The 26769-nt window shown below is 51.9% G+C and carries 31 protein-coding genes; 14 read left to right on the top strand and 17 right to left on the bottom strand.

From position 1 onward, the window contains the following. Together DFO52_RS18595 and DFO52_RS18590 are read left to right on the top strand one after the other, a co-directional pair. Positions 1-1776 (top strand): phage tail protein, encoded by a 1776-nt coding sequence (locus tag DFO52_RS18595; protein WP_133550943.1) that lies wholly within the window; start codon positions 1-3, stop codon positions 1774-1776. A 1-nt stretch (position 1777) separates the two neighbouring features. Next, positions 1778-2209, top strand: a complete 432-nt coding sequence (locus DFO52_RS18590) for a tail fiber assembly protein (RefSeq protein WP_133550942.1) — start codon at positions 1778-1780, stop codon at positions 2207-2209. Between the two features lie 9 nt (positions 2210-2218). On the opposite strand, the gene DFO52_RS18585 is transcribed toward DFO52_RS18590, so the two are convergent. From DFO52_RS18585 to DFO52_RS18565, 5 genes are all read right to left on the bottom strand, one after another. Beyond that, positions 2219-2974, bottom strand: coding sequence for a glycosyltransferase family 25 protein (locus DFO52_RS18585; protein ID WP_133550941.1), 756 nt, complete (start codon positions 2972-2974; stop codon positions 2219-2221). A gap of 33 nt (positions 2975-3007) precedes the next feature. Beyond that, the gene (locus DFO52_RS18580; protein ID WP_133550940.1) at positions 3008-3418 is read right to left on the bottom strand and encodes a type II toxin-antitoxin system HicB family antitoxin; all 411 of its coding nucleotides are present in this window, start codon (positions 3416-3418) and stop codon (positions 3008-3010) included. 21 nt (positions 3419-3439) lie between these two features. Continuing rightward, entirely contained in the window at positions 3440-3619 is a 180-nt protein-coding gene (locus DFO52_RS18575; RefSeq protein WP_012906750.1) for a type II toxin-antitoxin system HicA family toxin, read from the bottom strand. 201 nt (positions 3620-3820) lie between these two features. Further along, entirely contained in the window at positions 3821-4087 is a 267-nt protein-coding gene (locus DFO52_RS18570) for a hypothetical protein (RefSeq protein ID WP_133550939.1), read from the bottom strand. Beyond that, complete coding sequence (locus DFO52_RS18565) at positions 4071-4316, bottom strand: DinI-like family protein (protein WP_133550938.1); 246 nt, start codon at positions 4314-4316, stop codon at positions 4071-4073. Before DFO52_RS18565 ends, DFO52_RS18570 begins: the two co-directional genes overlap by 17 nt. 264 nt (positions 4317-4580) lie before the next feature. Between DFO52_RS18565 and DFO52_RS18560 the strand changes: the two genes are divergently transcribed. Beyond that, positions 4581-5351: a BRO family protein gene (locus DFO52_RS18560; protein ID WP_032634139.1), complete on the top strand. Its 771-nt coding sequence runs from the start codon at positions 4581-4583 to the stop codon at positions 5349-5351. A gap of 197 nt (positions 5352-5548) precedes the next feature. Here DFO52_RS18560 and DFO52_RS18550 read toward each other — a convergent pair whose 3' ends face one another. Next, entirely contained in the window at positions 5549-6643 is a 1095-nt protein-coding gene (locus DFO52_RS18550; RefSeq protein WP_045339409.1) for a site-specific integrase, read from the bottom strand. An 87-nt stretch (positions 6644-6730) separates the two neighbouring features. On the opposite strand from DFO52_RS18550, the gene dusA reads away from it, so the two are divergent. Both dusA and pspG read left to right on the top strand, forming a co-directional pair. After that, positions 6731-7768 (top strand): tRNA dihydrouridine(20/20a) synthase DusA, encoded by a 1038-nt coding sequence (gene dusA, locus DFO52_RS18545; protein WP_133550937.1) that lies wholly within the window; start codon positions 6731-6733, stop codon positions 7766-7768. Positions 7769-7903: 135 nt separating this feature from the next. Next, the gene (gene pspG / locus DFO52_RS18540) at positions 7904-8146 is read left to right on the top strand and encodes an envelope stress response protein PspG (RefSeq protein WP_023310044.1); all 243 of its coding nucleotides are present in this window, start codon (positions 7904-7906) and stop codon (positions 8144-8146) included. A 184-nt stretch (positions 8147-8330) separates the two neighbouring features. On the opposite strand, the gene DFO52_RS18535 is transcribed toward pspG, so the two are convergent. Next, positions 8331-9314, bottom strand: coding sequence for a quinone oxidoreductase (locus DFO52_RS18535; RefSeq protein ID WP_039264131.1), 984 nt, complete (start codon positions 9312-9314; stop codon positions 8331-8333). Positions 9315-9380: 66 nt separating this feature from the next. Here DFO52_RS18535 and dnaB point away from each other — a divergent pair, with 66 nt between their 5' ends. Together dnaB and alr are read left to right on the top strand one after the other, a co-directional pair. Then, on the top strand, positions 9381-10793 hold the full coding sequence (gene dnaB, locus DFO52_RS18530) for a replicative DNA helicase (RefSeq protein WP_133550936.1): 1413 nt from the start codon (positions 9381-9383) through the stop codon (positions 10791-10793). 16 nt (positions 10794-10809) lie between these two features. Then, entirely contained in the window at positions 10810-11889 is a 1080-nt protein-coding gene (alr, locus tag DFO52_RS18525) for an alanine racemase (RefSeq protein ID WP_133550935.1), read from the top strand. Positions 11890-11940: 51 nt separating this feature from the next. On the opposite strand, the gene DFO52_RS18520 is transcribed toward alr, so the two are convergent. Beyond that, positions 11941-13071, bottom strand: coding sequence for a hypothetical protein (locus DFO52_RS18520; protein ID WP_121932732.1), 1131 nt, complete (start codon positions 13069-13071; stop codon positions 11941-11943). A gap of 317 nt (positions 13072-13388) precedes the next feature. Here DFO52_RS18520 and DFO52_RS23330 point away from each other — a divergent pair, with 317 nt between their 5' ends. Then, positions 13389-13982 (top strand): response regulator transcription factor, encoded by a 594-nt coding sequence (locus DFO52_RS23330; protein ID WP_243737949.1) that lies wholly within the window; start codon positions 13389-13391, stop codon positions 13980-13982. Positions 13983-14063: 81 nt separating this feature from the next. Here the strand turns inward: DFO52_RS23330 and DFO52_RS18510 are convergent, their stop codons facing one another. The 6 genes from DFO52_RS18510 to DFO52_RS18485 all read right to left on the bottom strand — a co-directional run bounded on the left by DFO52_RS18510 (position 14064) and on the right by DFO52_RS18485 (position 17013). After that, entirely contained in the window at positions 14064-14354 is a 291-nt protein-coding gene (locus DFO52_RS18510; protein ID WP_029740221.1) for a hypothetical protein, read from the bottom strand. After that, positions 14355-14762, bottom strand: a complete 408-nt coding sequence (locus DFO52_RS18505) for a hypothetical protein (RefSeq protein ID WP_029740220.1) — start codon at positions 14760-14762, stop codon at positions 14355-14357. A 65-nt stretch (positions 14763-14827) separates the two neighbouring features. Beyond that, complete coding sequence (locus DFO52_RS18500; RefSeq protein WP_059347294.1) at positions 14828-15310, bottom strand: ribonuclease domain-containing protein; 483 nt, start codon at positions 15308-15310, stop codon at positions 14828-14830. A gap of 18 nt (positions 15311-15328) precedes the next feature. Beyond that, a complete protein-coding gene (locus DFO52_RS18495) occupies positions 15329-15778 on the bottom strand; it encodes a lysozyme (protein WP_045888341.1) in 450 nt (149 codons plus the stop codon). Continuing rightward, on the bottom strand, positions 15778-16380 hold the full coding sequence (locus DFO52_RS18490) for a DUF2589 domain-containing protein (RefSeq protein ID WP_029740217.1): 603 nt from the start codon (positions 16378-16380) through the stop codon (positions 15778-15780). Before DFO52_RS18490 ends, DFO52_RS18495 begins: the two co-directional genes overlap by 1 nt. Before the next feature lie 75 nt (positions 16381-16455). Beyond that, positions 16456-17013, bottom strand: coding sequence for a DUF2589 domain-containing protein (locus tag DFO52_RS18485; RefSeq protein WP_029740216.1), 558 nt, complete (start codon positions 17011-17013; stop codon positions 16456-16458). A gap of 206 nt (positions 17014-17219) precedes the next feature. Between DFO52_RS18485 and tyrB the strand changes: the two genes are divergently transcribed. From tyrB to DFO52_RS18465, 4 genes are all read left to right on the top strand, one after another. Continuing rightward, the gene (gene tyrB / locus DFO52_RS18480) at positions 17220-18413 is read left to right on the top strand and encodes an aromatic amino acid transaminase (RefSeq protein WP_133550934.1); all 1194 of its coding nucleotides are present in this window, start codon (positions 17220-17222) and stop codon (positions 18411-18413) included. Positions 18414-18634: 221 nt separating this feature from the next. After that, the gene (aphA, locus tag DFO52_RS18475) at positions 18635-19348 is read left to right on the top strand and encodes an acid phosphatase AphA (protein ID WP_059347291.1); all 714 of its coding nucleotides are present in this window, start codon (positions 18635-18637) and stop codon (positions 19346-19348) included. A 113-nt stretch (positions 19349-19461) separates the two neighbouring features. Beyond that, positions 19462-19878, top strand: a complete 417-nt coding sequence (locus DFO52_RS18470; RefSeq protein WP_023310052.1) for a secondary thiamine-phosphate synthase enzyme YjbQ — start codon at positions 19462-19464, stop codon at positions 19876-19878. A 2-nt stretch (positions 19879-19880) separates the two neighbouring features. Further along, positions 19881-20234 carry an MmcQ/YjbR family DNA-binding protein gene (locus DFO52_RS18465; RefSeq protein ID WP_023310053.1) on the top strand — a complete coding sequence of 118 codons (354 nt, stop codon included), beginning with the start codon at positions 19881-19883 and terminating at the stop codon, positions 20232-20234. Between the two features lie 3 nt (positions 20235-20237). Here DFO52_RS18465 and uvrA read toward each other — a convergent pair whose 3' ends face one another. Continuing rightward, positions 20238-23060 carry an excinuclease ABC subunit UvrA gene (uvrA, locus tag DFO52_RS18460; RefSeq protein WP_133550933.1) on the bottom strand — a complete coding sequence of 941 codons (2823 nt, stop codon included), beginning with the start codon at positions 23058-23060 and terminating at the stop codon, positions 20238-20240. A 250-nt stretch (positions 23061-23310) separates the two neighbouring features. Here uvrA and ssb1 point away from each other — a divergent pair, with 250 nt between their 5' ends. Then, positions 23311-23841, top strand: a complete 531-nt coding sequence (gene ssb1, locus DFO52_RS18450) for a single-stranded DNA-binding protein SSB1 (protein WP_029740211.1) — start codon at positions 23311-23313, stop codon at positions 23839-23841. A 62-nt stretch (positions 23842-23903) separates the two neighbouring features. Here the strand turns inward: ssb1 and DFO52_RS18445 are convergent, their stop codons facing one another. After that, complete coding sequence (locus tag DFO52_RS18445) at positions 23904-24185, bottom strand: YjcB family protein (RefSeq protein WP_008503385.1); 282 nt, start codon at positions 24183-24185, stop codon at positions 23904-23906. Between the two features lie 646 nt (positions 24186-24831). On the opposite strand from DFO52_RS18445, the gene DFO52_RS18440 reads away from it, so the two are divergent. Further along, positions 24832-26397 carry an EAL domain-containing protein gene (locus tag DFO52_RS18440; RefSeq protein WP_029740210.1) on the top strand — a complete coding sequence of 522 codons (1566 nt, stop codon included), beginning with the start codon at positions 24832-24834 and terminating at the stop codon, positions 26395-26397. 6 nt (positions 26398-26403) lie between these two features. On the opposite strand, the gene soxS is transcribed toward DFO52_RS18440, so the two are convergent. Then, a complete protein-coding gene (gene soxS, locus DFO52_RS18435) occupies positions 26404-26730 on the bottom strand; it encodes a superoxide response transcriptional regulator SoxS (protein ID WP_013095071.1) in 327 nt (108 codons plus the stop codon). Positions 26731-26769 lie beyond the last annotated feature (39 nt).

The raw sequence follows: 26769 nt of genomic DNA, 5'->3' as shown, positions 1-26769 counted from the left end.
ATGGCTGAAAAGTATTACAGTATTCTGACCAACAGAGGGAAAGAGCTGGAGGCGCAGTCCTCTGCGACCGGGAAACCTGTCATTATTAAAGATTTCGTGGTGGGCGACGGTAACGGCCAGGCGGTTAAACCTGATCCGGCGTTAACCACTCTTGTCCATGAAGTTTATCGGGCGGCGATTTCAGCATTGCAGATCTCGCCGGACCAGGCGAATCAGTTTATTGCGCAACTGGTACTGCCTCCCGATGTGGGGGGCTTTGTTGTTCGTGAGGTCGGGCTGTTAACCGATGCCGGCGAACTGTATGCCGTGGCGAACTGCGCAGCAATTGAGAAGCCGGTAAGTGGTATCAGCGTCAAACTTCAGTTTCGCCTTGCCGTGTCAGAAACGGCGAATATCGAACTGAAGGTGGCAACCGGGGATGGTCTGTTCCTTCGCCAGGATGCAAACCTGCGTGATGTGAAGGACGCCGCTGAATCGCGGAAAAATATTGGGCTGAAAGGGGCCGCTGTTCTGGATGTCGGCACAGAGAAGAACACTGTCGCCGCCGGGGATGACCATCGTATCGTTAATGCCCTTCAGAAAGAAAATAATCTTTCTGATGTTCAGGATAAGGCGTTAGCCAGAGAACATTTAGAACTCAGGGCGGCGGCTGTCAGGGATGTTGCTGACAATGCAGCGGGTGCGCTCGTACCGGTTGGTTATAAAGGGAACTTTAGTTCCGACTCGAATCATGGTGCGATTGATTTTGCGACTTACCCTTTTGTTGTTGGCGAATCACTGTTTATAGATACCCGTGGATGTACCAACAACCCTCCGTTCCTGACGCAGGATTTTTATTATATCGATGTTGTGTGCGCCACCGGCCCCGCTCAGGGGGGAAGGGTAAACAGGCCGTTAGTCCAGTTCGTGAGTTACACCAATTCTAAGCTGATCCTCGCCATTCGTGAGGATGATGGTAACACTATCGGCTGGAGGTATTTCCGGGCGGTGCAATTTGATGCAGACAGCCAGAATGTTACCTTTCCTGGTGATGTAAGAGCGCGTAACGGTGCAATTGAATTAAGTCAAAACGCATTAATCATTCGGGGTTCTGGTAATAAACACCTCTGGTTTTTCAATACTTCCGGCGCAGAAATGGGGCTTGTTTACGCCTCAGACGATAAAGTCCTTCACTTACGGGCTGGTGAAGGACCGTCAGTTAATATTCAGTCGAACGGTAATGTTGTTGCCCCAAATTATCTTGAGGCCAAGGATGATATTCACTCAGGGAGGAATATTAGTAGTGTTGGGTTAATTCAGGCCGGGGCGGGGTTGTATGACACTCCGGGAGTACGTGTATATTCACCCAATAATCTACCGCCACAACAGGATTTAAGCCCTTATGCAAGACGTGACTCAATTACAAGTGTTGGGCTTGCGGGGAATAATTCTGCGTATCCTTACATGCGGCAGGAATCGACTAATGCACTGATTTATCTCGGACCGCGTAACTCTGGAGGCGCCTCACCAAACGCATTATGGCACAAAGATGAGTCTACGGGCATTATGGAAGTTGCTATGAGCAATCTCTATGTCGCAAAAAATGTAGGCACATATTTCGCTTTCCCTGTGTCATTCCCTACAGCTTGCGTATCAGTAGTTATTACTTACAATGGAGAGGGGCATGGTAGTGGGGATGACTCCACAATTTGTGTTACCTCATATTCAAATGCAGGTTGTACTATTCAGACTTACAACGCCTACGGTACATTTATGTTAGTAGCAAAAGGATATTGATATGTCTATTTATTATAGTGCCTCCCAAAACGGTTTTTATAATGACTTACTCAAGAATGAGTATAAAGTTGCAGGTACTTGGCCTGATGATGTATTCGAAATATCGGAGCGGTGGTATCAATATCTGATAAATGGGCAGGCTCGAGGCAAGGTTATTATAGCAAATGAATATGGTCAGCCAGTTTTATCAAATCCACCAGAATTAACGAAGGATCAAGTGGTTATTGAAGCAAAAAACAAAAAATCCGCATTGATGCTGGAGGTTAACGATTTATTGGCACCACTTCAAGATGCTGTCGACTTAGGACTTTCAACGAGCGAAGAAAATGCGCTTTTGCTTGAATGGAAAAAGTATAGAATTTTGCTAAACCGTGTTGAAACCAGCAACGCACCAAATATTGAATGGCCGGTCAAGCCCACATTGCGAACTTGACCTAAACCTTTAACCTTTCCCTTGATTTACTACTTTGCTAAAAATTGGAAGGAAAGTTCTTCTATACTTATGCTTAATCTTCGTCTTCAACGTTCTGCGTGACATAAGTAGATTCCATAATTCTTTTTTTTGCTTGTGAATAGCCTGAGCATCTTCAGGAATATTGATCGTTGAGTTTTTAGCCTGGTCAGATAGATGTACCGGATGGGGTACTACAGAATATACGTCAACTAATGACATATCTTCGAATAGCCCCCATTTATCTGCCACAATCCAAACAGGATTAAGACCTTTAAGTAAAGAATGAGCCGCTCTGTTATTTATTATATAGCTATGAGTTGTGGTTGCATGTAATGTTTTATGCAATGAATGCTTGCTCGTTAAGTTTTTTAACGGTTTTTTGAAAAATTTATTGGAGCGGCTTAATAATATAACAGATGGACGTTCAGCAGGGATGCTGATTTGTGCCAGAACGGTTTTAAATTCTTCATCCAAAATGACATCATCTTCGAGAATTAGCGCATCATTTATATTCTCTTCAATCATTTTATTATAGATTTTCTGATGACTTAATGCGCAACCGATTTCCCCGGGAAGAAAAGCATAATTCACTTTCGCAGTGACACTTTTTATCTCCTCTTCAGACATAAGTCTGCCGTCAACAGCTTCGATAAACTCAGCTTCAAGGCTCAGACTATGAAGCTGTGCTTCCATTTTCTGCCGTCTTTCTACTGATTTTTTAAGATTTACAATAAAAATTTTCATAAAAAACCTGTTGTTAAAAGCCTCTTTCGATGCTTATCGTTTTTCTCGTCCAATTACTTTATCTGCCGCGACGCGAGACAAGAAACCAGACCGACTGCCGTATTCTGGATGCGCGGCCACAAACTGATCGATACGACGGATCAGTAATGAGGGAAGTGTCACGTTGATTTTTTCCGCTTTTCCCATCAGGCGTGTTATATCCACGTCTACCAGTGCCCATACCACACCGGCATATTCAGGATCGGATAACCAGTTTTCTACTGTAGTAGCCTCAGGTACGCTTTCTCCGTCCTCAACCAGTAATTCAATGTGAGCTTCTATCGCCTCGCGCACGCTTTCAATCGCGTCCTGATAATCATCACCGCCAGAGAAGCAGCCAGGAATATCAGGTACGCGAACGCCGAAGGATGAATCGCCTTTATCAATAGCAACAGGGTACAACATGCAAACCTCCAGTAGGGGGGCTCAGAGCCCCGCCTGTTTTTTGATGCTTTTCAGTGTTGGTAACGGAATGTCTTTCTGTGGATGCTTTACCGTAACCAGCCCTTTTTTCGTTGGGTGTTTGAACTGGTGATGACTACCTTTAACTCTCACCAGATACCATCCGTCGGCTTCTATCATTGCTATTGCATTCCTGCTATCCATCCTCCGGCTCTCTGTGTTGTCTTGATGGGGTTATAATAACTCCTAAAGAAGGAGGCGTCAAGTGATATGGGGTTATAGGGGTTATGAATGCAGAAAGAAAACCGCCCGCAACATGAAAGAGCGGGCGGCGGTGGCTGGTGATCGTCCGATAGTGCGAGTATTGAATGGTTACCAGCCAGCGAGGATATTATCAGCGATCACTCAGCAGGTAACGTTCGGGAAACGTCTGCTTGCAATTTTGGTTGCAGTGGATATGGCATGGGCCGCTTCTTTGAAAAAGCGAGGCGAGGCAAGCTCCCATTGGCCGTCTTTATGAACGAAAAGCAAATAATCCGGGATGGTGTCTGGATCGCGTACAACAGCAAAGGTAAGCATATCACTGGATGCTTTTGGTAGCCGATTATCTGGAGGGAAATAAATACGAGCCCCCGAGATGATTATGTTGTCGATATCAGAAGAACCAGTCATCAGCAGACTCCCATGTTTCTTTTAGTACATTTTCAACCTTCTTCTTGGCGGAGTCCTTATCGACCGTCCGAAGAACCGACAGGCCATCGCTTCCGGCTGATTTAACGATAACCTCAACATCCTGGTATTCCTTGCTTAAGCGCCTTTCCATTTCAGCCTGCAGCGCAGCGGGAGCTTTGCTGGGAAGCTTAGAGAACTTCTCTTTTGCAATACTGATTTCGACACGCATAAAACCTCCTTTTACTGTTTGGATATACAGTTAATTTTTAACTGGTTATTTATACAGTGTCAAGGTTTTGCATGTCGGTGTAACACCCCAATTATTCCCCAGTTTTTCCCCGCTCAAATTTCAGACATAAAAAAACCAACCGTAAGAGGTTGGTTTAATTTAATATTTTTGGTCGGCACGAGAGGATTTGAACCTCCGACCCCCGACACCCCATGATAGCGCCGGTATCCACGTTATAATCGTGGAAAAAAAGTGGGGATCCAGATGAATATGAATTTATTACAGCTTTGCTATGAAGGCGAAGGTGGTGAAAGCTACATACGCAGTATCAATGAGAAAGGGCAGTTTTACGTATCTTTAGCTGATGTTTTGAAAACGCTTTCTATTGAAAACAGAAAGATGGATGGTAAGTCGCCAAAAAGCTTGCTTCCGGTAATTAAGGCAGTCATCCAAACACTGGATCCTGATGAAATCAAGAACATCCCTATGATAGAGAATGGTCAGGCTACGAGTGAAGCGTTCTTGACGGAACCTGGTCTCTATCGAGTCTTAGCTCAAGATACATCCTCCGCTGGCAAGAAATTCCAGCGATGGTTGTTCCATAAAGTACTACCCTCTATTCGTGAATTTGGACAATTTCCTCCTCCGCCGAAAAAAGAACAGTCTGAGATAAGTGCTTTTGCTACAAGTCTTCAACAGACAGTCAATGCTTTGGTAATGGAAATTGCAAAACGCGAGGAACTGGAAAGCAGAGTCAATGACGTTGAGCTCAAAGTTAACTCATTAGAGAGCTTGCGAGATCTGTCTCAATTTCGGAGTGTTCCACAGCGTTTAATGGAGTTGAGTCTTGAGGTAATGTCCATTGATGAGCTTTGGCATTGGTGTGAAAAATTACGCAGCGAAAGAGGGGCGGAAAAGATTAAATGCCCATCAGGGATCGGAGTAAACACTATGTATCCATTAGCGCTGGTGGATGAAGCCATCGCAATCTACCAGAAAAATGTTGAAGCAAGATCGAGAGGCTCAAACATATAAAAAAGCCCGCTTAAGCGGGCATTTTTAATCGCTCAGGAGCTACAACGGCTCCTTTACGTATCCTTTTTTGCCTCATCACCGTATGGCCGGTATCCTGGCGAGACTGCTAACTTCCTGTTTTTACTGGTGCTATCCTTGCACAGTCCAATCATGATTGGTGGGCTGGTCGGAGTTGAACCCGCAGCGCTGCATTTCGTTTAGTCGCTGCTTCTGGATTTCTGTAGTTGTTCAAGTCTAGCGTGCAGCGATTTAGGGAATAGCTCTGTATAAACCTGCCACAGAACATTCAATGATCTATGCCCCGTCACTTGGGCAACTTCCTCAATACTGAATCCGGCTTCAAAAAGTCGGCTCGCACCTTCCCGCCTCATATCGTGATAACGCAGATCCTCGATTCCAAGCGCGCTCCTTACCCTCTGAAAACCAGCAGTTACTGAGCCGCTAATGTAGGGGAAGATCAGCTCTGATTTGCGCGGCTGCCGCTGAACGATATCCCACGCCTCTCCGAGCAAAGCGACATTCATATGATTGCCTTCCTTCTTCCGTGGATCCTTCCTGTCCCTCACAAGCACAGATTTTTGCTTTTCGTCGATATCATCCCACCGCAGGCGGCAAACTTCGCCAATACGCATGCACGATAAAACTGAAAACATCAGAATGTCTACGAACGGGATTTTTGAGACTCTGTGTTCTGAACGTTGCTTTAATCCTTCGATCAGCATGTCCAGTTCTTCAGATGCTGGCCGGCGGCTACGGCGATTTGATTTCCCAATCAGCCCAAGTTTGAGAAGGTGAGGGCGGGCCTCTTTTGCCGGGTTGCTGGTATAGTTAATGCCATACACAGGCTTTGCACAATCCAGCACGCTTCCAAGGTAGCTGACATCATGACTCACGGTCGCCGGGCCCGCTCCTGCATTATTCCGCAGTCGGCAATGCTCTATCACATCATTTGCGGTCAGTGAAAGCAAGGGGATGGCTGCTATATCACAGTCGACGAGCATATTCAGGACGTAGCTTTTTGTTCTCCCGGATTTACCACCAGCGTTTGGATCGTTGATGTATTTTTGCAGCAGATCACGAACGGTGATTCCTGTTGCGTCGTCGGATGATGGGAGCCCATGAAGATCCAGTTCCTGCACGCGCTGATTTCCCCAGGTTTTTGCGTGCGCCTGCTTTGGAAATGTTTTGCTCTCTCTGTGTGTAACAACGCCTTTTTCTTTGATCAGGACGGTGCAACGATAGCGGGGAGTGCCGTCGGCTTTAAGTCGTTTCTCTATGTTATAATAGGCCATTCGCTCATCTCGTTATAACAGGTTCCCATGTGTATGGGAGCCTGAGTGGGAACCCAATGAGAGAAAAATATACGTAAATGTCAAAAAATGCACGGTAATCTTGAAATGATAAAAACCAACCAAACCAGCGCGGCATCTGATAATTCTGGCATTCACTGGAGTGGTCGGTTTAGCGTGGCTCCTATGCTCGACTGGACGGACAGACACTGCCGCTATTTCCTGCGCCAGCTCTCCCGCCATACGCTGCTGTACACCGAAATGGTGACCACGGGCGCAATCATTCACGGGAAGGGCGACTATCTGGCCTATAGCGAAGAAGAGCATCCGGTTGCCCTGCAGCTGGGCGGCAGCGATCCGGCCGCGCTGGCGCAGTGCGCGAAGCTGGCAGAAGAACGCGGCTACGACGAGATCAACCTGAACGTTGGCTGTCCGTCCGACCGCGTGCAAAACGGCATGTTTGGCGCCTGTCTGATGGGGAATGCGCAGCTGGTAGCGGACTGTATCAAGGCGATGCGCGATGTGGTCTCCATTCCGGTTACGGTCAAAACCCGTATCGGCATTGATGATCAGGACAGCTACGAATTCCTGTGCGACTTCATCAACACGGTATCCGGGAAAGGCGAGTGCGAGATGTTCATCATCCACGCGCGAAAAGCCTGGCTCTCCGGCCTCAGCCCGAAAGAGAACCGTGAGATCCCGCCGCTGGACTATCCGCGCGTGTATCAGCTGAAGCGTGACTTCCCGCACCTGACGATGTCCATCAACGGCGGCATCAAGTCGCTGGAAGAGGCCAAAGCGCATCTGGCGCATATGGATGGTGTGATGGTCGGCCGCGAGGCGTATCAGAACCCGGGCATTCTGGCGACGGTCGATCGCGAAATCTTTGGTGTCGAAGGCGCGGACACCGATCCGGTTGCCGTCGTGCGTGCGATGTACCCTTACATTGAGCGCGAGTTGAGCAATGGCACGTATCTCGGCCATATCACCCGCCATATGCTTGGCCTGTTCCAGGGGATTCCGGGCGCGCGTCAGTGGCGTCGCTACCTGAGCGAGAATGCGCATAAAGCCGGAGCCGATATTGAGGTGCTGGAACATGCGCTGCGACTGGTGGCAGACAAGCGATAACTTTCGCTAAAAGTTCGTCAAATTCACCACGCCCTGCGAACGTTCGCGGGGCGTTTTGCTTTAATAACAACAGGTTAATACTGGCATGATTCTTGTAATGCTTACTGCATTACTCGGGAACTCGTGGGGAGCACCATGCTAGAACTACTTTTTGTGATTGGCTTTTTTGTCATGCTGTTAGCGACAGGCGTTTCGCTGCTCGGCATTCTGGCGGCTATCGTGGTGGCGACGGTGGTCATGTTTATTGGTGGACTGTTTGCGCTGACGATCAAACTGTTGCCGTGGCTACTGCTGGCCATTGCGGTCGTGTGGGTGATTCGGGCGATTAAAGCGCCAAAAGTGCCAAGTTATCAGCGCAATAACCGCTTCCGTTACTAAGGTATTGAGGGGTTCGTCACATACTTGTAACTTTTCCGGCGGCAGGGCTTAGAACAGAATAGGATTTACTTATCGAATCTGTCACTATGACTGCCGCTAAAGAATTCATCGAGCTGTACCCTACATACAGCCGAACTAAAAAAAGAAAGGGCTTCCCACGGGAAGCCCAATTTCTTTTTGGGACTCAGGGAATCAACAGGCTCGACCCCTGCGTCGCCCGGCTCTCCAGCACCTCATGCGCGCGCTGCGCATCGGTCAGCGCGAATTTCTGCGCATCTGCTACATCCACTTTAATGACGCCGCTGGCGATCAGCGAGAACAGCTCGTTGCTGGCTTCCTCAAGCTCTTCCCGGTTGGTGATGTATCCTTGCAGGGAAGGGCGAGTCACATACAGCGAACCTTTCTGATTCAGAATACCGAGGTTAACGCCGGTTACCGCGCCTGACGCATTGCCGAAGCTGACCATCAGACCACGACGCTGCAGACAGTCCAGCGACGCTTCCCACGTGTCTTTCCCCACCGAGTCATACACCACGCGCACTTTTTTGCCGCTGGTGATCTCCTTCAGCCGCTCAACAATGCTCTCTTCACGGTAGTTAATCACCTGCCAGGCGCCCGCCTGGAGCGCGCGCTGCGCTTTTTGTGCATTTCCGACCGTGCCGATCAGCTTCGCGCCCAGTGCTTTTGCCCACTGACAGGCGATGAGCCCGACGCCACCCGCTGCGGCATGGAACAGGAACTGCTCGTCAGGTTTAATTTCATAGGTTTTGCGCAGCAGATAGTAAACCGTCAGACCTTTCAGGAACGAGGCCGCCGCCTGCTCAAAGGAAATGGCGTTAGGCAGCAGGGCGGCTTTATCCGCCGGAACGTTGTGGACGGAGCTGTAAGCGCCCAGCGCAGACTGCGCGTACACTACGCGATCGCCCTCTTTAATATGCTTTACCGCGCTGCCCACTTTGACGACGACACCGGCTGCCTCGGTGCCCAGGCCGCTCGGCATTGACGGAGGCGGGTAGAGACCGCCGCGAATATAGGTGTCGATGTAGTTAATGCCGATGGCTTTGTTTTCAACCTGTACTTCGTTTTCGCCAGGCGCGGCAGGTGTGAACTCCACCGCTTTCAGTACGTCTGGCCCACCGTGTTTCTGGAATTCAATGCGCGTTGCCATGCTCCCTCCGTAAGAAAAATATGGTAATCTTTCGACCCACTCTTTATCTCGGTAACTCCATTCACTATGGCAGGAAACAAACCCTTCAACAAACAGACTGAACCTCGCGAGCGTGATTTCCAGGTCGCAGGGTTAAAGGTCCCGCCGCACTCGATTGAAGCGGAACAGTCGGTGTTGGGCGGTTTAATGCTGGATAACGAGCGCTGGGACGACGTCGCCGAGCGCGTCGTGGCGGAAGATTTCTATACCCGCCCGCACCGCCACATCTTTACTGAAATGGCGCGCCTGCAGGAGTCGGGCAGTCCGATCGACCTGATCACGCTCGCGGAATCGCTGGAGCGTCTTGGTCAGCTCGACAGCTGCGGCGGGTTTGCCTATCTGGCGGAACTGTCAAAAAACACGCCTAGTGCGGCGAACATCAGCGCTTATGCTGATATCGTGCGCGAACGTGCCGTAGTCCGTGAGATGATCTCGGTGGCGAACGAGATCGCTGAGGCCGGTTTTGATCCGCAGGGGCGCACCAGCGAAGACCTGCTCGACCTGGCTGAATCCCGGGTCTTTAAAATCTCCGAAAGCCGCGCCAATAAAGACGAAGGCCCAAAAAACATCGCCGATGTCCTCGACGCCACCGTTGCCCGTATCGAACAGCTGTTCCAGCAGCCGCACGACGGTGTGACCGGGGTAAACACCGGCTATGACGATTTGAACAAGAAAACCGCCGGTCTGCAGCCGTCGGATTTGATTATCGTCGCCGCGCGTCCGTCGATGGGTAAAACTACCTTTGCGATGAACCTCGTCGAAAACGCGGCGATGTTGCAGGATAAGCCGGTGCTGATCTTCAGCCTTGAGATGCCCTCCGAGCAGATTATGATGCGTTCTCTGGCGTCGCTGTCGCGCGTGGATCAGACCCGCATTCGTACCGGTCAGCTCGATGATGAAGACTGGGCGCGCATCTCCGGCACCATGGGCATTCTGCTGGAAAAACGTAACATCTATATCGATGACTCCTCCGGCCTGACGCCGACGGAAGTGCGTTCCCGCGCGCGCCGTATCGCCCGTGAACACGGTGGCATCGGCCTCATCATGATCGACTACCTTCAGCTGATGCGCGTCCCGTCGCTTTCCGACAACCGTACGCTTGAAATTGCGGAGATTTCCCGCTCGCTCAAGGCGTTAGCCAAAGAGCTACACGTACCGGTAGTCGCGCTGTCTCAGCTGAACCGCTCTCTGGAACAACGTGCCGACAAGCGCCCGGTCAACTCCGACCTGCGTGAGTCCGGCTCCATCGAGCAGGATGCCGACTTAATCATGTTTATCTACCGTGATGAGGTTTATCACGAGAACAGCGACCTGAAAGGGATCGCCGAAATTATTATTGGTAAACAACGTAACGGCCCAATCGGGACGGTGCGTCTGACCTTTAACGGACAGTGGTCGCGTTTCGACAACTATGCCGGTCCTCAATATGATGATGAGTAATTTCTAAGGAATTCAAATGCAAGCGGCAACTGTTGTTATTAACCGCCGCGCTCTGCGACACAACCTGCAACGTCTGCGTGAACTGGCGCCCGCCAGCAAGCTCGTTGCAGTCGTGAAAGCGAACGCTTACGGACACGGTCTTCATGAGACCGCGCGAACGCTCCCCGATGCCGACGCCTTTGGCGTCGCCCGTCTTGAAGAAGCCCTCCGCCTGCGCGCGGGCGGCATTACTCAACCCATACTGCTCCTCGAAGGCTTTTTCGAAGCCAGCGATCTACCGACCATTGCTGACCAACATCTGCACACGGCGGTACATAACGAAGAACAGCTAACCGCACTCGAAACCGCCGAACTGAGCGAGCCGGTGACCGTCTGGATGAAGCTCGACACGGGCATGCACCGTCTGGGCGTGCGTCCGGAAAGCGCGGAAGCGTTTTATCAGCGTTTATGCCGGTGCAAAAACGTGCGTCAGCCGGTGAATATTGTCAGCCACTTCGCCCGTGCCGATGAGCCCGAGTGCGGTGCGACCGAGCGGCAGCTGGATATCTTTAACACCTTCTGCGAAGGCAAGCCGGGGATGCGCTCGATTGCGGCATCCGGCGGTATTCTGCTGTGGCCGCAGTCGCATTTCGACTGGGCGCGACCAGGCATTATTCTCTACGGCGTGTCGCCGCTGGAGAACAAACCCTGGGGGCCGGACTTTGGCTTCCAGCCGGTCATGTCGCTGGTCTCTAACCTGATTGCCGTGCGTGACCATAAAGCGGGCGAGCCGGTCGGCTACGGCGGTACTTGGACCAGCGAGCGTGATACCCGTCTCGGCGTGGTGGCGATGGGCTATGGTGACGGCTATCCGCGCGCCGCTCCGTCGGGCACGCCGGTTCTGGTCAACGGTCGCGAGGTGAAGATTGTTGGCCGCGTGGCGATGGACATGATTTGTGTCGATCTGGGCCCTGAAGCCCAGGATAAGCCCGGCGACGATGTCGTGATGTGGGGCGAAGGTCTGCCCGTCGAACGCATTGCTGAAATTACGAAAGTGAGTGCTTACGAACTTATCACGCGCCTGACGTCAAGGGTGGCGATGAAGTACATCGACTGAGACTCGCACATAGTCGTCCAACGGCATAAGCTGCCGTTGGACGCGTAACGCTTATTTCAACACGTTATAGATCGCCTGATTAGTCAAATAATCCGACGCGAGCCCTGACTCCGGACTGAAGCGCGAACCCTGGATGGACGAGAACCGTTTTCCAGTGCTGCCCAATGAGACATAGCGCTCCCCTCCATCGTTTTCCGAAATGGTGTACACCGTTTTTTGCATCTCGGCGAATAGCGGAGCGTTGCGCTGAATGGCCTGGTGCAATTCCAGCAGCTGCACTCCATCCAGATTGAGCTTTTTATCCAGCGTGACGCCCCATCTTTGCAGGCAAACTTCTGCAAAATGACGCACGATCGTGCCGGGCTCATGGACCACTTTATCCCCGCTATTCCCATTGGCCGAAGCATTCCCCACCAGCGTAGCGTGGCGACCAGACATGGGATAAATATGTACTTTTGTCGCGCTATCGGTCTGTGGAATGACGCACGAGAAACCTTTTGATCGCTCATGTCTGGCATAGAAAGCCACATACTCCTTAACGTTGCTGCCCAGAGTGACTTTGTCCGCCTGGAAATTACCCATACCCGGAACCGGATCGACCGCAAAAATATTCACCGGAATCGTCGTTAAAAGGGGATCGGCAAGCATTGCATTGGCAAGCATATGGCAGCTAATTCCGCCCCGGCTCCACCCAACAAGGTTCACCTGAGTGGGTAGGATCTGACCCTGGCGGAAGGTTTTGATGATTTGCTGCTGCAGCGCCTGCTGGGTCACTTTACGATCGCCATAGTCATATTTGCGCCACCAAAAGGAACCGGTAACCTCAACGTCCTGAATCGGCACGCCCGCCTTTTTAAGCTGCTCATAGTTTTCTTTTGTGAGCTTCTCACGCTGCCAGTCAACGTGGCCTTTGATAATATTGATCGCATGCTGAACATTCTCATTCCAGCCGCTGCCCAGAAGCTGGGCGCGAAGCTGAGAATATTCTCCGCTTTTGACCCAAAGCTCATCGCTTTGTAGATTGCCGCTCCCCGGGCCATCAAGAATGACCCATTCGGCGAACTCTTTACCCTTGTTATTGGCTGCCAGAGAAGAGATGAGCTCGCCGTTCCAGTAATTAGCATGAGACTCATCAAATTTATTAGATCCAGTACCACAGAAATACACTGTTAGTATTGTCATAAATGACCTCATTGAAATATTAATATGTAGGTGGATGGCACGCGTGCAGTTAAATAATATGTGTCAGCTATTTTTCGGGGAATATGCTATTAAGCCCAGGCTGTTTTTGATAATGATAAGATCGTTTTTAATTAAATATGGCTATGTCTAATGTGTAGTACTGCTTAACTTTTTGCTTTGGATATATGACGTTTGCCTTATGCCGAATGCTGTTTTTACAGTTTTGTAATAGCACGCATACTTAATTTCGGAATAAGTTGGTTGAATAACCTAAGAAAATAGATTTTACACGGGGTTATGCTACGATGAATATATTAATGATCGATGAATTACCGATCTTCATTCACGGTATGAAAACAGAGCTGGAACGCGTAATGCCGGAATGCACTGTTTTTGCAGCGAACAATTTTGAAGATGCACACGCAATTTTAACCTCTATGCCGGTCAGCATTATTTTGCTGGATGGTGAAATGAAGTGCCGTGATTTTATCACTAATTTGATGACAAACTGGCCTGGGCTACCGATCGTGGTGATGTTACGAAAAACGACGGATAAGATATTCAACTTCTACATCCGCCAAAGCATTAAGGGCATTTTTACCAAGGATCTCCCTGCCGAGAAAATCAGCCAGATACTTTGCATGGTTTCCTCGGGGGTAGTCTGTTTTCCGGAGCAAGCCGTGGTCCAGCGAGAACAAACCACTGGCGGGTTGCCGATCTACTCCCTGAGTCGTCGGCAGAAGGAAGTTCTTAAGCTGCTGGCGAATGGAGGAACAAATAAGCAGATCAGCCGGCAATTGAATATCAGTGCAGGTACGGTCAAAGTACATCTTGAATCCATCTTTCACCGATTACAGGTCAACAATCGGACACAGGCCGCAATGCTCTATTTTAAATATATGTCTAATTAGTCGATTTCCAGCAAAGCGAAGGGCTGCAGTCAAAATGCGTTAAGTGAAAAGCGCAACAGACAGACGTCTGTTGCGCTTTTTTTAACGGTAGTGAGATTTAAAATAATATATTACCACCACCAGCGTTCCGAAGTCCTGCAATAGCCAGAACGGAAAGCTGTCACTCAGTATATCAGCACCGGTAAGAATAAATTTCATGTTTAAGCTGCTCTCACCAAAAAAACCAAAAGCGAGGGCGGCTAAGCCGATTTTACACATTACCGGCAGGGCATGGACTCTTCGGCTATAGGCGGCAAACAAAATCAGCAGCGATGTTACCAGGTCGACGAAGATAATAAAGGGAAGCACCCAGCCATTCATTATGTTAAGCATTTATTCTCCATCGGGCTTGTTGTGGGTTAAATCAGGCGGAGAAAATGACTCATGCCTGACTTTACTTCTAATGACGCTTGCAACATCAAAAATATCGCGCTGTTCATGCCGGCGAAAAAAGTTTGCCAGCCAGACGATCAGGCCATTACTCATTGCCCCGAGGATATACCCTAAACCAAGCGTGATATCGGCCTGATTAAGATCTATCTTTAACCAGCGGGCGGCCAATCCACCTAATGCGACGGCCGCGCCCATGCTGATTCCACCAAAAATAATGCCTGCCATAAATCGGCTGTGCTGGTGCAATCGCTGCGGTTGCCAGAAAAACGAGATACTGACGCCGCCAAATAAACCTGAAAAAGCCAGCAAGGCTTCACTGATGAGGGTCGGGAGATAGATGTCAGTCATACGTTCATCCTCTGCAAGGATAAATCCCCCTGGAAAAGGGGATTTATTATCGTAACGGGCGCTTATTATTGGCAGGGATCCAGCTCAACAATATGCTGATACTTATCGGTCGTAATAAAGCGCTGTTGCCCTGACAGGCTGTAAATCAAACGCTTGGGAGAGCGATATCCCTTCACGACATCGACATCCGCGCTAAGCCAGGGCTGACTGGAAGGAAGAGCGCGATCGCTGTATTTATCGCCACCGATCCATTTTTGATTGGTGAGTTTCACTCCCCAAAGCGATTCGTTTTCACTACCCGACCAGCCGAGGCGTTTGGCCTCATCCGAGGTGATATAGCGGTCGGGCAGGCGTCCAAAGTTTTTTATATGACGAAGCGTTGTCGCCAGATCGGTCACGTTATTGACGGGCACCATACCCTGAGAAGATAAAAAGGCGTTGGCTTCCTTTATTTCCTCTTCGCAGGTTGGCATGGCGGCGGTTGCCTGTAACACGGTGAATAACGAAACAGACAGTACGGCCATTTTCACTATGGATAGGGGTTTCATTGTATTTTTCCTGTTGAATTAACTAAGAAATAGCTTCATTTCCGCTTCGCGGCGTCGGGTAAGCCCGGTCAAAACCTTACCACCTGCCTTATTCCAGCTTTTGAACTGCAGTGCGGCGCCCTGAATGTCACCTGCGTTGAATTTTTTGAGCAGCGTGGATTTCTTTAAATTGCCCACGCCAAGGTTGAAGGCGAACGAAACCAGCGCGTCGAATTGGTTCTGTGTCGAAGCGCTGTTCAGCAGTTTTTTCACGCCGTCCTCGGTGCGTTTCAGATCTTTGCGCAGCAGATCTTTGGCTTCACCGGTGGTAATTTTGGTGAGCTTTTCCATCTCCTCTTTGAGGATCAAATGGCCGTAGCCGATGGTCCATAAACCTACGGCATCGCGATAACGCTCCAGCCTCAGCCCTTCAAACTGGCAAATAAGCTGAATGCCCTTGTCACCTGTACGTTCTGGTTGTTTTTGCATTACGGAGTCTCCTCTGCTTTCGGACGGGGAATCACCTTGTTGGTGTATTCGTCAATCAAACGCATGACGCTTTCCGGTGGCTCAAGTGCGGTAAATTGCATCTCAACATCGACGTGGCGGCTGTCACGCCCGCCTTTGTTATCGCTGGAAGGCGAAAGGCTGACGTGAAAGCGGCCAAATTCGTTTTCACCGGACTGGCGGGAAGGCGCCTGCATGCCTTCCGTGCGGATCGTCAGGTTGACCTTCATCTTTTCCAGCATCAGCCCGCGCGGCGTCGAAAGCGCGACTAAGGGCAGGTCAAAGTAGTGCTTTTCATCCAGCGCCAGCTGTACCGTGCGTGGAATTAACGAACCGTCTTCTGCGGGTTCGAAAAAGGGATCCAGCGCCTTCATATACTGCTGAGCAATCAGTTCGTTGGCCGCAGTGGCCGCGTACTGCATCCCACGCGTGATATCTTCAAGCGAGATCGGCACGCCGGGAATATCGGCTGGAGGCGATGGAGGCGTGTTTTCCTGTACCGGTGGCGTGCCTTCATCCTCTTTGCCCGCCCTGTTTTCCGGCTCTTCATCCTTGCCGCCGCGCAGCCATTTTTTAAAAGACATATTTCGCTCCTGGAAAAAGGGCTACCCGGGTAGCCCCTGCGTTACGGAATCGCACGTATGTCGCGGCGTGGATGATTATTGCGCGGCGACAGGCTTGGTTTTGGCGTTGGTCAGGTAATCAATCACGCGCTGCAGAGCTTCAGGTGGTTCCTGGCGTTTAATCTGGGTATGAATGGAATATTTCGCACGTGTATCGGTCGAACGGGTCTGCTCCGATTTATGGGAGACCTTGCCGGTCATTTTCGCTTTGAAAACGCCCCAGCCGATGGACGCTTCCACGGAAGCCTCCGCTTCGGTGCTGCTGGAACTGGCTTCGCTCTGGCTCACTTCCAGCTCGAAGTCGATGGTGCCGTCCTCGATGCAGATGATGGGGTGGGTGACAGCCGCCAGGAGTGGAATACTCATCTTGCGGGTCACGCTGCCTTTATTGACCCCCTGTTCGTCTACCACGGTTTCGTCGTAGTCAAACTCGATCGCGACAGCTTTGCCGTCTTTAATACAGACGGAGAGCAGGAAGTCGGTATAGGCCTTGCTCGCCTGGACCTGTGCTTTGATCATCGCCTGCAGCGGACCGCCGATCATATGCTCCAACGGCAGGGCGTTAATAACTGAACCAATAAATTGTGAATCCATGATTTGAACTCCTTGAATCAGTGAATGCGCGGTTGCGCAGGAGCTACATTACGGAAAGCGAGAAGGGGAAAATATTGGGTAAATGGCATGGCGAGAGGACGCAAAAAACCTATGCCGATCGCAGGATAATCTTAAGGGGTGGTGTTGAGTGATTTTCCGGTTTATTGTTGAAATCCCTGCCTCATCGAATTCCGGAGAACCATCGCGTGTTTCAGAAAGTTGACGCCTATGCCGGCGACCCTATCCTCTCCTTAATGGAGCGTTTCAAAGAAGATCCTCGTAGCGACAAAGTGAACCTTAGCATCGGTTTGTATTACAACCACGAGGGTTTTATTCCTCAGCTGCAGGCCGTTGCCGAAGCTGAAGCGCGTCTGAACGCTGTTCCACACGGTGCTTCACTTTATCTGCCGATGGAAGGGTTAAATGCCTATCGCAGCACTATTGCGCCGCTGCTGTTTGGTGCCGATCACGCGGTGCTCGCGCAAAAGCGCGTGGCGACCATCCAGACGCTGGGCGGCTCGGGTGCGCTGAAAGTGGGTGCAGACTTCCTGAAAAAATACTTCCCGGATTCAGGCGTGTGGGTCAGTGACCCGACGTGGGAAAACCACGTTGCGATCTTCGAGGGCGCGGGCTTCAAAGTAGCGACCTATCCGTGGTTCGACAGCGAAACGAACGGCGTGCGCGTTGAAGCGCTGCTGGAAAAACTGAACACGCTGCCGGCGCGCAGCATTGTGCTGCTGCACCCATGCTGCCATAACCCGACCGGGGCGGATCTCACCAATGCCCAGTGGGATGCGGTGATTGAGGTACTGAAGGCCCGCGACCTGATTCCGTTCCTCGACATTGCCTACCAGGGCTTTGGCGCAGGCATGGAAGAAGATGCTTACGCCATCCGCGCCGTGGCCAGCGCAGGGTTGCCAGCGCTGGTCAGCAACTCCTTCTCTAAAATCTTCTCCCTGTACGGTGAACGCGTTGGCGGTCTGTCTGTGGTCTGTGAAGACGCCGAAGCGGCGGGTCGCGTGCTCGGCCAGCTGAAGGCGACGGTGCGCCGCATTTACTCCAGCCCGCCGAACTTTGGTGCGCAGGTGGTGGCGACGGTTCTCGGCGACGAACAGCTGAAAGCGTCCTGGCTTGCCGAAGTAGAAGCGATGCGTAAGCGCATCCTGGCCATGCGTCAGGAGCTGGTTAATGTGCTGAAAGAGGCGGTGCCGGGACATAACTTCGACTATCTGCTCAAGCAGCGCGGGATGTTCAGCTATACCGGACTGAGTGCGGCGCAGGTCGATCGCCTGCGCGAAGAGTTCGGCGTTTACCTGATCGCCAGCGGCCGTATGTGCGTGGCGGGCCTGAATGCCAGCAACGTCCATCGCGTGGCGCAGGCTTTTACTGCTGTGATGTAAGTACTTACTATTCACTTCCCTCTCTCCCTGTGGGAGAGGGCTGGGGTGAGGGCATCATGCCGCACAAAAACGTTGCCCGGCGCTTTGTGATCGTCTTCTTTTTATTCAGCTTCATAAGCAAAAACTCCTTCCCTTCACCTCCCGCTGGGGTTATGGTCGGATAGTTTTTTGACCATCTACTCAAATTAAAACGATAACAAACTGAATATTCAGGGGAAAATATGCGCAAGATCACACTGGCGCTCAGCGCCGCCTGCTTATTGTTCTCGCTTAATAGCGCCGTCGTCGCGCGAGCTTCTGCCCCGACGCCGCTTTATACCGGCACCACCGCCGCCATTCTCGCCGAGCAGGCGCCCATTCACTGGGTTTCCGTGGCCCAAATCGAAAACAGCCTGATGGGCCGTGCGCCAATGGCCGTGGGTTTTGACATTGACGATACAGTGCTGTTCTCAAGCCCCGGTTTCTGGCGCGGGAAGAAAACGTATTCACCCGACAGCGAAGCGTATCTGAAGAACCCGGAATTCTGGGAAAAAATGAATAACGGCTGGGACGAATTCAGCATCCCGAAAGAGGTTGCCCGTGCGCTTATTGCCATGCACGTGAAGCGCGGTGACAGCATCTACTTTGTCACCGGCCGCAGTCAGACCAAAACCGAAACCGTCTCTAAAACGCTGCAGGATGATTTCCAGATCCCGGCGACCAGCATGAATCCGGTAATTTTTGCCGGTGACAAAGAAGGGCAAAACACCAAAACCCAGTGGCTGGAAAAGAAAAATATCAAAGTATTCTACGGCGATTCGGATAACGACATAACCGCCGCGCATGACGTGGGAGCCAGAGGGATCAGGGTGTTACGTGCCTCTAACTCGACCTATCGACCGCTGCCGATGGCCGGAAAGTTTGGCGAAGAGGTGATCGTCAACTCGGAGTATTAAGTACCCGGCAGCGGGTTTGACTCTTTTTTAATCAAATCTCGCTGCTGCGGGTTTTACCTTTCGTCTTCTTGCTGCACACTTAGAAAGATTCATCTTTCATCACGGAGCAGCACATGTGGTACCAACAGACCCTGACCTTAAGCGCTAAACCACGCGGATTTCACCTGGTGACGGATGAAGTCATCGGTCAACTCCGCGACCTGTCGCGGGTGAAAACGGGTTTGCTGCATCTGCTGCTTCAGCACACGTCCGCCTCTCTCACGCTTAATGAAAATTGCGATCCCACCGTCCGGTCCGACATGGAGCACCATTTTCTGAAGAGCGTCCCGGACAACGCGCCTTATGAGCATGACTATGAGGGGGCGGACGACATGCCTTCGCATATTAAATCCTCCCTGCTGGGCGTATCGTTGATGCTGCCGGTTCACAACGGGCGGCTGCTGTTGGGAACGTGGCAGGGGATCTGGCTGGGAGAGCATCGCATTCACGGTGGTTCGCGTAAAATTATCGCCACGCTACAAGGGGAATAAAGATGACAATTTCGGAGATACTTCAGTACTGCATGAGCAAGCCCGGCGCGGAGCAGAGCGTCCACAGCGACTGGAAAGCCACGCAGATTAAGGTGGGTGATGTGTTGTTTGCGATGGTGAAAGAGGTGGAAGGCCGCCCGGCGGCGTCGCTGAAAACCAGCCCTGAACTGGCGGATTTGCTACGTCAACAGCATGATGACGTGAGGCCGAGCAAGCACCTCAATAAGGCGCACTGGAGCACCGTCTATCTGGATGGGTCGATTCCAGGCTCGCAGATTTACTACCTGGTGGACGCGTCCTATCAGCAGGCGGTTGAGCTGCTGCCGGAAACCACCCGACAGCAACTCTCCGTGTGACAATTACAGCAACGGTTTAAGGAAGCGCGCGGTGTGCGAGGCTTCGCACTCTGCAACGGTCTCTGGCGTACCGGAGACGAGAATTTCACCTCCGCCGCTGCCGCCTTCCGGGCCGAGATCGACAATCCAGTCCGCGGTTTTAATCACGTCCAGGTTATGTTCGATGACCACGATAGTGTTGCCCTGATCGCGCAGCTGATGCAGAACCTCGAGCAGCTGCTGGATGTCGGCAAAGTGCAGGCCCGTAGTCGGCTCGTCCAGAATGTAGAGCGTCTGACCGGTGCCGCGTTTTGACAGCTCACGCGCCAGCTTCACGCGCTGCGCTTCACCGCCGGACAGCGTGGTTGCGGACTGACCCAGACGAATGTAGGTCAGGCCTACGTCCATCAGCGTCTGCAGCTTACGCGCCAGCGCAGGGACGGCGTCAAAGAACTCGCGCGCCTCTTCGATGGTCATGTCCAGCACTTCGTGGATGGTCTTGCCTTTGTACTTAATCTCCAGCGTTTCGCGGTTATAGCGCTTGCCTTTGCACTGGTCGCACGGCACGTAGATATCCGGCAGGAAGTGCATCTCAACCTTGATCACACCGTCGCCCTGGCACGCTTCGCAGCGGCCGCCGCGTACGTTAAAGCTGAAACGTCCTGGCGTATAGCCGCGGGAGCGCGCTTCCGGCACGCCGGCAAACAGTTCACGTACGGGCGTAAAGACGCCGGTATAGGTCGCCGGGTTAGAGCGCGGGGTACGGCCAATCGGGCTCTGGTCAATGTCGATAACCTTATCGAAATGCTCCAGACCCTGGATATCGCGGTACGGCGCAGGCTCGGCCAGCGTCGCGCCGTTCAGCGCCGTCTGCGCAATCGGGAACAGCGTATCGTTGATTAGCGTCGATTTACCGGAACCGGACACGCCGGTGATACAGGTAAACAGACCAACCGGCAGCGTCAGGGTGACGTCTTTCAGGTTGTTGCCGCGCGCGCCGGTCAGCTTCAGCACTTTTTCCGGATCTGCCGCTACGCGCTGTTTCGGCACTGCAATCTTGCGCTTGCCGCTCATGAACTGGCCGGTCAGCGATTCGGGTACCGCCATAATGTCCTTCAGCGTCCCTTCCGCGACCACCTGGCCGCCGTGTACGCCAGCGCCTGGGCCAATGTCGATGACGTGGTCGGCCGCGCGGATCGCATCTTCATCGTGCTCGACCACAATTACCGTGTTGCCGAGGTTGCGCAGGTGAACCAGCGTCCCGAGCAGACGCTCGTTGTCGCGCTGGTGCAGGCCGATGGACGGCTCATCCAGCACGTACATCACGCCTACCAGACCTGCACCAATCTGGCTCGCCAGACGGATACGCTGGGCTTCACCGCCGGAGAGCGTTTCCGCCGAGCGGGAAAGCGTCAGGTAGTTCAGGCCGACGTTCACCAGGAACTTGAGGCGATCGCCGATCTCTTTCAGCACTTTTTCGGCAATTTTCGCGCGCTGGCCGGAGAGCTTCAGGTTGTTGAAGAAGTCCATCGCGTGGCCGATGCTCATGTCTGAGATGGTCGGCAGCGCGGTGTTTTCCACAAACACGTGGCGCGCTTCGCGACGCAGGCGCGTGCCTTCACAGGTGGCGCAGGAGCGGTTGCTGATGAACTTCGCCAGCTCCTCGCGCACCGCGCTGGATTCGGTCTCTTTGTAGCGGCGCTCCATGTTGTGCAGCACCCCTTCGAACGGGTGGCGACGCACGGAGGTATCGCCGCGATCGTTCATGTACTTGAACTCGATGTTCTCTTTGCCGGAACCGAAAAGGATCACTTTGTGCACGTTCGGGCTCAGGCTCGCCCACGGGGCTTCGACGTCGAACTTGTAGTGCTCTGCCAGCGATTTCAGCATCTGGAAGTAGTAGAAGTTACGCTTGTCCCAGCCGCGAATGGCCCCGCCCGCCAGCGACAGTTCCGGATTCTGAATCACGCGGTCCGGGTCGAAATACTGCTGGACGCCCAGGCCGTCACACGTCGGACACGCGCCCGCCGGGTTGTTGAATGAGAACAGGCGCGGTTCCAGCTCGCGCATGCTGTAGCCGCAAATCGGGCAGGCAAAGTTGGCGGAGAAGAGCAGCTCTTCCGCTTTTGGGTCGTCCATGTCGGAGACCACGGCCGTGCCGCCAGAGAGTTCCAGCGCCGTTTCAAAAGATTCCGCCAGACGCGTGGCGAGATCGTCGCGCACCTTAAAGCGGTCAATCACCACCTCGATGGTGTGCTTCTTCTGCAGCTCCAGCTTTGGCGGATCGGACAGGTCACACACCTCGCCGTCGATACGGGCGCGGATATAGCCCTGGCTTGCCAGGTTTTCCAGCGTTTTGGTGTGTTCACCTTTTCGCTCTTTGATGATCGGCGCCAGCAGCATCAGGCGTTTGCCTTCCGGCTGCGACAGCACGTTATCCACCATCTGGCTGACGGTCTGGGCCGCCAGCGGGACGTCGTGGTCCGGGCAGCGCGGCTCGCCCACGCGGGCATACAGCAGACGAAGGTAGTCATGAATTTCGGTAATGGTACCGACCGTTGAGCGCGGGTTATGCGAGGTGGACTTCTGCTCAATAGAGATAGCAGGGGACAACCCTTCAATGTGGTCGACATCCGGTTTTTCCATCAGCGACAGGAACTGACGCGCGTACGCAGAGAGCGATTCAACGTAACGACGCTGTCCTTCGGCATACAAAGTGTCGAAAGCCAGTGAGGATTTGCCAGACCCCGAAAGCCCGGTCACGACAATGAGTTTGTCGCGAGGGATTATGAGGTTGATATTCTTGAGATTGTGGGTGCGGGCGCCCCGAACTTCGATCTTATCCATTCACCTTTCCCGGTTGGAACACGGATTGCCTGATTTGTTTGAAGGACAAACGGCTGTCAGAAACGGCTAATTATGACACAATTTGACCTGTTTGAATATACAGTATTGGAATGCATTTTCTGATTGGCTGTGTAACAATGTGGAGTTGCGGGAGAACTCTGGAACGTGCTACGCAACTATCAAAGTGCAGCATGGAAATGGTACACTCGCGCGTTTACACTATTAAGAAACGTATTCAGGAGACACGAACATGGCCAGCAGAGGCGTAAACAAGGTGATTCTCGTCGGTAATCTGGGCCAGGACCCGGAAGTACGCTACATGCCGAGTGGTGGCGCAGTTGCCAACATTACGCTGGCTACTTCCGAATCCTGGCGTGATAAAGCGACCGGTGAGATGAAAGAGCAGACCGAATGGCACCGTGTAGTGCTGTTTGGCAAACTGGCCGAAGTGGCCGGTGAGTATCTGCGTAAAGGTTCTCAGGTCTATATCGAAGGCCAGCTGCGTACCCGCAAATGGACCGATCAGGCCGGCGCTGAGAAGTACACCACAGAAGTCGTGGTCAACGTGGGCGGCACCATGCAGATGCTGGGTGGCCGTCAGGGCGGTGGTGCACCGGCAGGTGGCGGCCAGAGCCAGCAGCAGGGCGGTTGGGGTCAGCCTCAGCAGCCGCAGGGCGGCAACCAGTTCAGCGGCGGCGCACAGTCTCGTCCGCAGCAGCAGTCTGCTCCGGCGCCGTCTAACGAACCGCCAATGGATTTCGACGACGACATTCCGTTCTGATTTCCGCGTGCTGAAAACAAAAAACCCAGACTATCGTCTGGGTTTTTTTATTCCGTCAGGGATCAGGTAATCACCATCGGCCAGTCTGGCGGCGTGTGGCTCATCGCCTCAACCATCACCACTTTAATATTTTCCCAGACGGCGGCGATATCCAGCAGGGTGATGCCAAGCAGACCCGTTGCAAACCAGCAGGCCGCACCCAGCCCCAGGAGGGTGCTGATGACAGCAAGACCCGCATAGTCAGATTTACGAAACTGAATATTCAGCGTGCTGGCTAAAAACATCAGTACCGCACTCAACAAAGGCCAGCGCAGGAGAACCATGCTGGTAGTAATGGTTGCCATAAAACCCATCCTCTACAAAACAGACGAACTGAATGAAACGGTGTTTCTCGTTACAAAATATGTGTGAACTATATCACATTTGTTGATTTATTCGCCAGTATCTGAGCGATCAAAAAAGAGGATTTTATTCCTCAGAAAAGGCGATTGTGCGGGTTGGTTCGGCCTTCAGTGCATGAGGAGGTGGGCACACAGCGCGCCGGAAACGCCCATCGGGCAGGTGGAGAAGCCGCAAATTCGGTTTTTATAAGAGGGACGTTATTCTCACCCAATCCTGAAAATATTGTGGTGAAGGCTGACTATTTATAAATCAACGAACACAATGCCTCCGAGCAAATAGCATAAAACGTCCTGATGAAGTTGTACTTTTTTCATGCTGTCAGACGTTTGGCTTAATCAACGATCGTCTGTTGTGTTATCTTCCCGTCAGCCCAAACGGGCTGGATAATTATTTTCCTTAATTGAAACGGAACGAATACTTACAGTTTAACTTACGGGAAAATATTATCGGCATAACGAAATTTAAGATTTTTAATACTAAAAGTCAGTTGCTAACTTCGCATGATTCATGCAACGTAATCACCTGTTTAACAAAGCATCCGGCCTTCATTACTACAGGCGTACAACATGCAGGGATATAGGGCGGGAAATGAATCGTAGCGCGCGGCGCAAAATGCTCAGGGTGGTAGGGATCATCATGGTAGTTATGCTGCCGGTGATGCTTGCGCTATGGTTTGCCCAGCTACGAGCCGTTTCTGAAACAAGCGCCCAGCTACGCACATTTGCTGAACTGGCTTTAGACAAAACAGAGCTGGTTATTCAACAGGTTGAGCTGGCCAGGGACGAGGCTGTAAAATATCAGGGTGAGCTTTGCACGCCGGGACACCGTCAATATATGCTGAACGTTGTTCGTGGCCGCCTGTTTGTCGCCGATTTAATTTACGCTGAAGGTCAGAATTTTCTTTGTTCGACCGTTTTTACACCGGATCACCCCTACGCCATTCCTGTCGCTAATTACACGCGTAAACCTGACGTCGCTATCTATTATTATCGCGATACCCCATTTTATACTGGCTATAAAATGACATATATGCAGCGCGGAAATTATGTGGTGGTCGTTAACCCGCTTTCATACAGCGAAGTCATGTCCGCGGATCATTCTCTCTCCTGGGGTGTGTACGACACGGTAACCAATGCTTTCTTTTCCGTCAGCCAGAAAGCCAATGTTTCTTTATTAAATTCGATGATTCGGGATAAGGAATCGGTATTTCAAAAAGATAACCGCTTTTATACGATCGTAACATCTCCCAAAAGACCGATTGCGGCCATTGTCTCGACATCAAATAAACGCTTTTATGAAACGCTTTATCACCAGGCGACGTTGACGCTGCCGCTGGGCATGATCTGCAGCATTATTATTTTGCTGGTATGGTCGCGTACCCATCGTGAGCTCAATTCGCCGGGGCGCTTATTGCACCGGGCGCTGAACAAACGACAGCTTTGCGTTCACTATCAGCCGATTATTGATATTAAGAATAACCAGTGTGTGGGCGCGGAGGCGCTGTTACGCTGGCCTGGCTTTAACGGCCAGGTGATGAGCCCGGCAGAGTTTATTCCGCTGGCGGAAAATGAGGGGATGAGCGAGCGGATTACGGACTATGTCGTTGAGGAGGTGTTCAACGATCTGGGTCATTTCCTGGCCGAGCATCCGCATCTCTATATTTCGATTAACCTGTCGGCCACGGATTTCCACTCCTCGCGGCTGATCGCCATGATTTCCGACAAGGCCCGCCACTACGCCGTCCGTGCGCAGCAAATCAAAATAGAAGTGACGGAACGCGGTTTTATCGATGTGCCAAAAACCACGCCGGTGATTCAGGCTTTCCGTCAGGCGGGTTATGAAGTCGCGATCGATGATTTCGGTACCGGCTACTCGAACCTGCACAACCTCTACTCGCTGAACGTGGATATTCTGAAAATCGATAAATCGTTTATCGATACCTTAACGACCAACAGTACCAGCCACCTGATCGCCGAGCATATTATCGAGATGGCGCAAAGCCTGCGGCTGAAAACCATTGCGGAAGGGGTGGAGACGGCAGAGCAGGTGAGCTGGCTGTTGAAGCGCGGCGTCCAGTTTTGTCAGGGATGGCACTTCGCGAAAGCGATGCCGCCCCAGGAATTTATGACCTGGCAGCAGCAGCCTTTGCACTGACGGCGATTAATTCAACTGGTGGCGATAGTCGCTCGGCGTGCGGTCAAACTCGCGGCGAAACACACGGGAAAAGGTTTGTTGCGACACATAGCCAAGGTCCATCGCGATATCAAAAATGGGCCGCTGCGTTGAGCGTAGCGCCTGCGCCGCCAGCAGCAGTCTGCGCTGGCGAATGTACTCGCCCAGCGTCTGATGCATGACCGTGCGGAACATTCTCTGTAAATACCATTTCGAATAGCCCGACTTTTTAGCGACCACATCAATGTTCAACGGTTGGTCGATATGTTCATCAATCCATTCAATAAGCGTCTGAATAATCTGCTGATGCGACATAAGGTTGCCCCTCTGTAGATACAACTATCTCGGTTAATT

It is taken from the genome of Enterobacter sp. AG326, assembly GCF_004362415.1.
GTDB classification, from domain to species: Bacteria; Pseudomonadota; Gammaproteobacteria; order Enterobacterales; family Enterobacteriaceae; genus Enterobacter; species Enterobacter asburiae.
The sequence above is the reverse complement of the archived record's forward strand: the minus strand, read 5'-3'. Positions and strand labels throughout refer to the sequence as shown.

Coding starts and splice junctions, on each gene's coding strand:
- DFO52_RS18595 (WP_133550943.1), top strand. CDS start 1: ATGGCTGAAAAGTATTACAGTATTCTGACCAACAGAGGGAAAGAGCTG.
- DFO52_RS18590 (WP_133550942.1), top strand. CDS start 1,778: ATGTCTATTTATTATAGTGCCTCCCAAAACGGTTTTTATAATGACTTA.
- DFO52_RS18585 (WP_133550941.1), bottom strand. CDS start 2,974: ATGAAAATTTTTATTGTAAATCTTAAAAAATCAGTAGAAAGACGGCAG.
- DFO52_RS18580 (WP_133550940.1), bottom strand. CDS start 3,418: ATGTTGTACCCTGTTGCTATTGATAAAGGCGATTCATCCTTCGGCGTT.
- DFO52_RS18575 (WP_012906750.1), bottom strand. CDS start 3,619: ATGGATAGCAGGAATGCAATAGCAATGATAGAAGCCGACGGATGGTAT.
- DFO52_RS18570 (WP_133550939.1), bottom strand. CDS start 4,087: ATGACTGGTTCTTCTGATATCGACAACATAATCATCTCGGGGGCTCGT.
- DFO52_RS18565 (WP_133550938.1), bottom strand. CDS start 4,316: ATGCGTGTCGAAATCAGTATTGCAAAAGAGAAGTTCTCTAAGCTTCCC.
- DFO52_RS18560 (WP_032634139.1), top strand. CDS start 4,581: ATGAATATGAATTTATTACAGCTTTGCTATGAAGGCGAAGGTGGTGAA.
- DFO52_RS18550 (WP_045339409.1), bottom strand. CDS start 6,643: ATGGCCTATTATAACATAGAGAAACGACTTAAAGCCGACGGCACTCCC.
- dusA (WP_133550937.1), top strand. CDS start 6,731: ATGCACGGTAATCTTGAAATGATAAAAACCAACCAAACCAGCGCGGCA.
- pspG (WP_023310044.1), top strand. CDS start 7,904: ATGCTAGAACTACTTTTTGTGATTGGCTTTTTTGTCATGCTGTTAGCG.
- DFO52_RS18535 (WP_039264131.1), bottom strand. CDS start 9,314: ATGGCAACGCGCATTGAATTCCAGAAACACGGTGGGCCAGACGTACTG.
- dnaB (WP_133550936.1), top strand. CDS start 9,381: ATGGCAGGAAACAAACCCTTCAACAAACAGACTGAACCTCGCGAGCGT.
- alr (WP_133550935.1), top strand. CDS start 10,810: ATGCAAGCGGCAACTGTTGTTATTAACCGCCGCGCTCTGCGACACAAC.
- DFO52_RS18520 (WP_121932732.1), bottom strand. CDS start 13,071: ATGACAATACTAACAGTGTATTTCTGTGGTACTGGATCTAATAAATTT.
- DFO52_RS23330 (WP_243737949.1), top strand. CDS start 13,389: ATGATCGATGAATTACCGATCTTCATTCACGGTATGAAAACAGAGCTG.
- DFO52_RS18510 (WP_029740221.1), bottom strand. CDS start 14,354: ATGCTTAACATAATGAATGGCTGGGTGCTTCCCTTTATTATCTTCGTC.
- DFO52_RS18505 (WP_029740220.1), bottom strand. CDS start 14,762: ATGACTGACATCTATCTCCCGACCCTCATCAGTGAAGCCTTGCTGGCT.
- DFO52_RS18500 (WP_059347294.1), bottom strand. CDS start 15,310: ATGAAACCCCTATCCATAGTGAAAATGGCCGTACTGTCTGTTTCGTTA.
- DFO52_RS18495 (WP_045888341.1), bottom strand. CDS start 15,778: ATGCAAAAACAACCAGAACGTACAGGTGACAAGGGCATTCAGCTTATT.
- DFO52_RS18490 (WP_029740217.1), bottom strand. CDS start 16,380: ATGTCTTTTAAAAAATGGCTGCGCGGCGGCAAGGATGAAGAGCCGGAA.
- DFO52_RS18485 (WP_029740216.1), bottom strand. CDS start 17,013: ATGGATTCACAATTTATTGGTTCAGTTATTAACGCCCTGCCGTTGGAG.
- aphA (WP_059347291.1), top strand. CDS start 18,635: ATGCGCAAGATCACACTGGCGCTCAGCGCCGCCTGCTTATTGTTCTCG.
- DFO52_RS18470 (WP_023310052.1), top strand. CDS start 19,462: ATGTGGTACCAACAGACCCTGACCTTAAGCGCTAAACCACGCGGATTT.
- DFO52_RS18465 (WP_023310053.1), top strand. CDS start 19,881: ATGACAATTTCGGAGATACTTCAGTACTGCATGAGCAAGCCCGGCGCG.
- uvrA (WP_133550933.1), bottom strand. CDS start 23,060: ATGGATAAGATCGAAGTTCGGGGCGCCCGCACCCACAATCTCAAGAAT.
- ssb1 (WP_029740211.1), top strand. CDS start 23,311: ATGGCCAGCAGAGGCGTAAACAAGGTGATTCTCGTCGGTAATCTGGGC.
- DFO52_RS18445 (WP_008503385.1), bottom strand. CDS start 24,185: ATGGCAACCATTACTACCAGCATGGTTCTCCTGCGCTGGCCTTTGTTG.
- DFO52_RS18440 (WP_029740210.1), top strand. CDS start 24,832: ATGAATCGTAGCGCGCGGCGCAAAATGCTCAGGGTGGTAGGGATCATC.
- soxS (WP_013095071.1), bottom strand. CDS start 26,730: ATGTCGCATCAGCAGATTATTCAGACGCTTATTGAATGGATTGATGAA.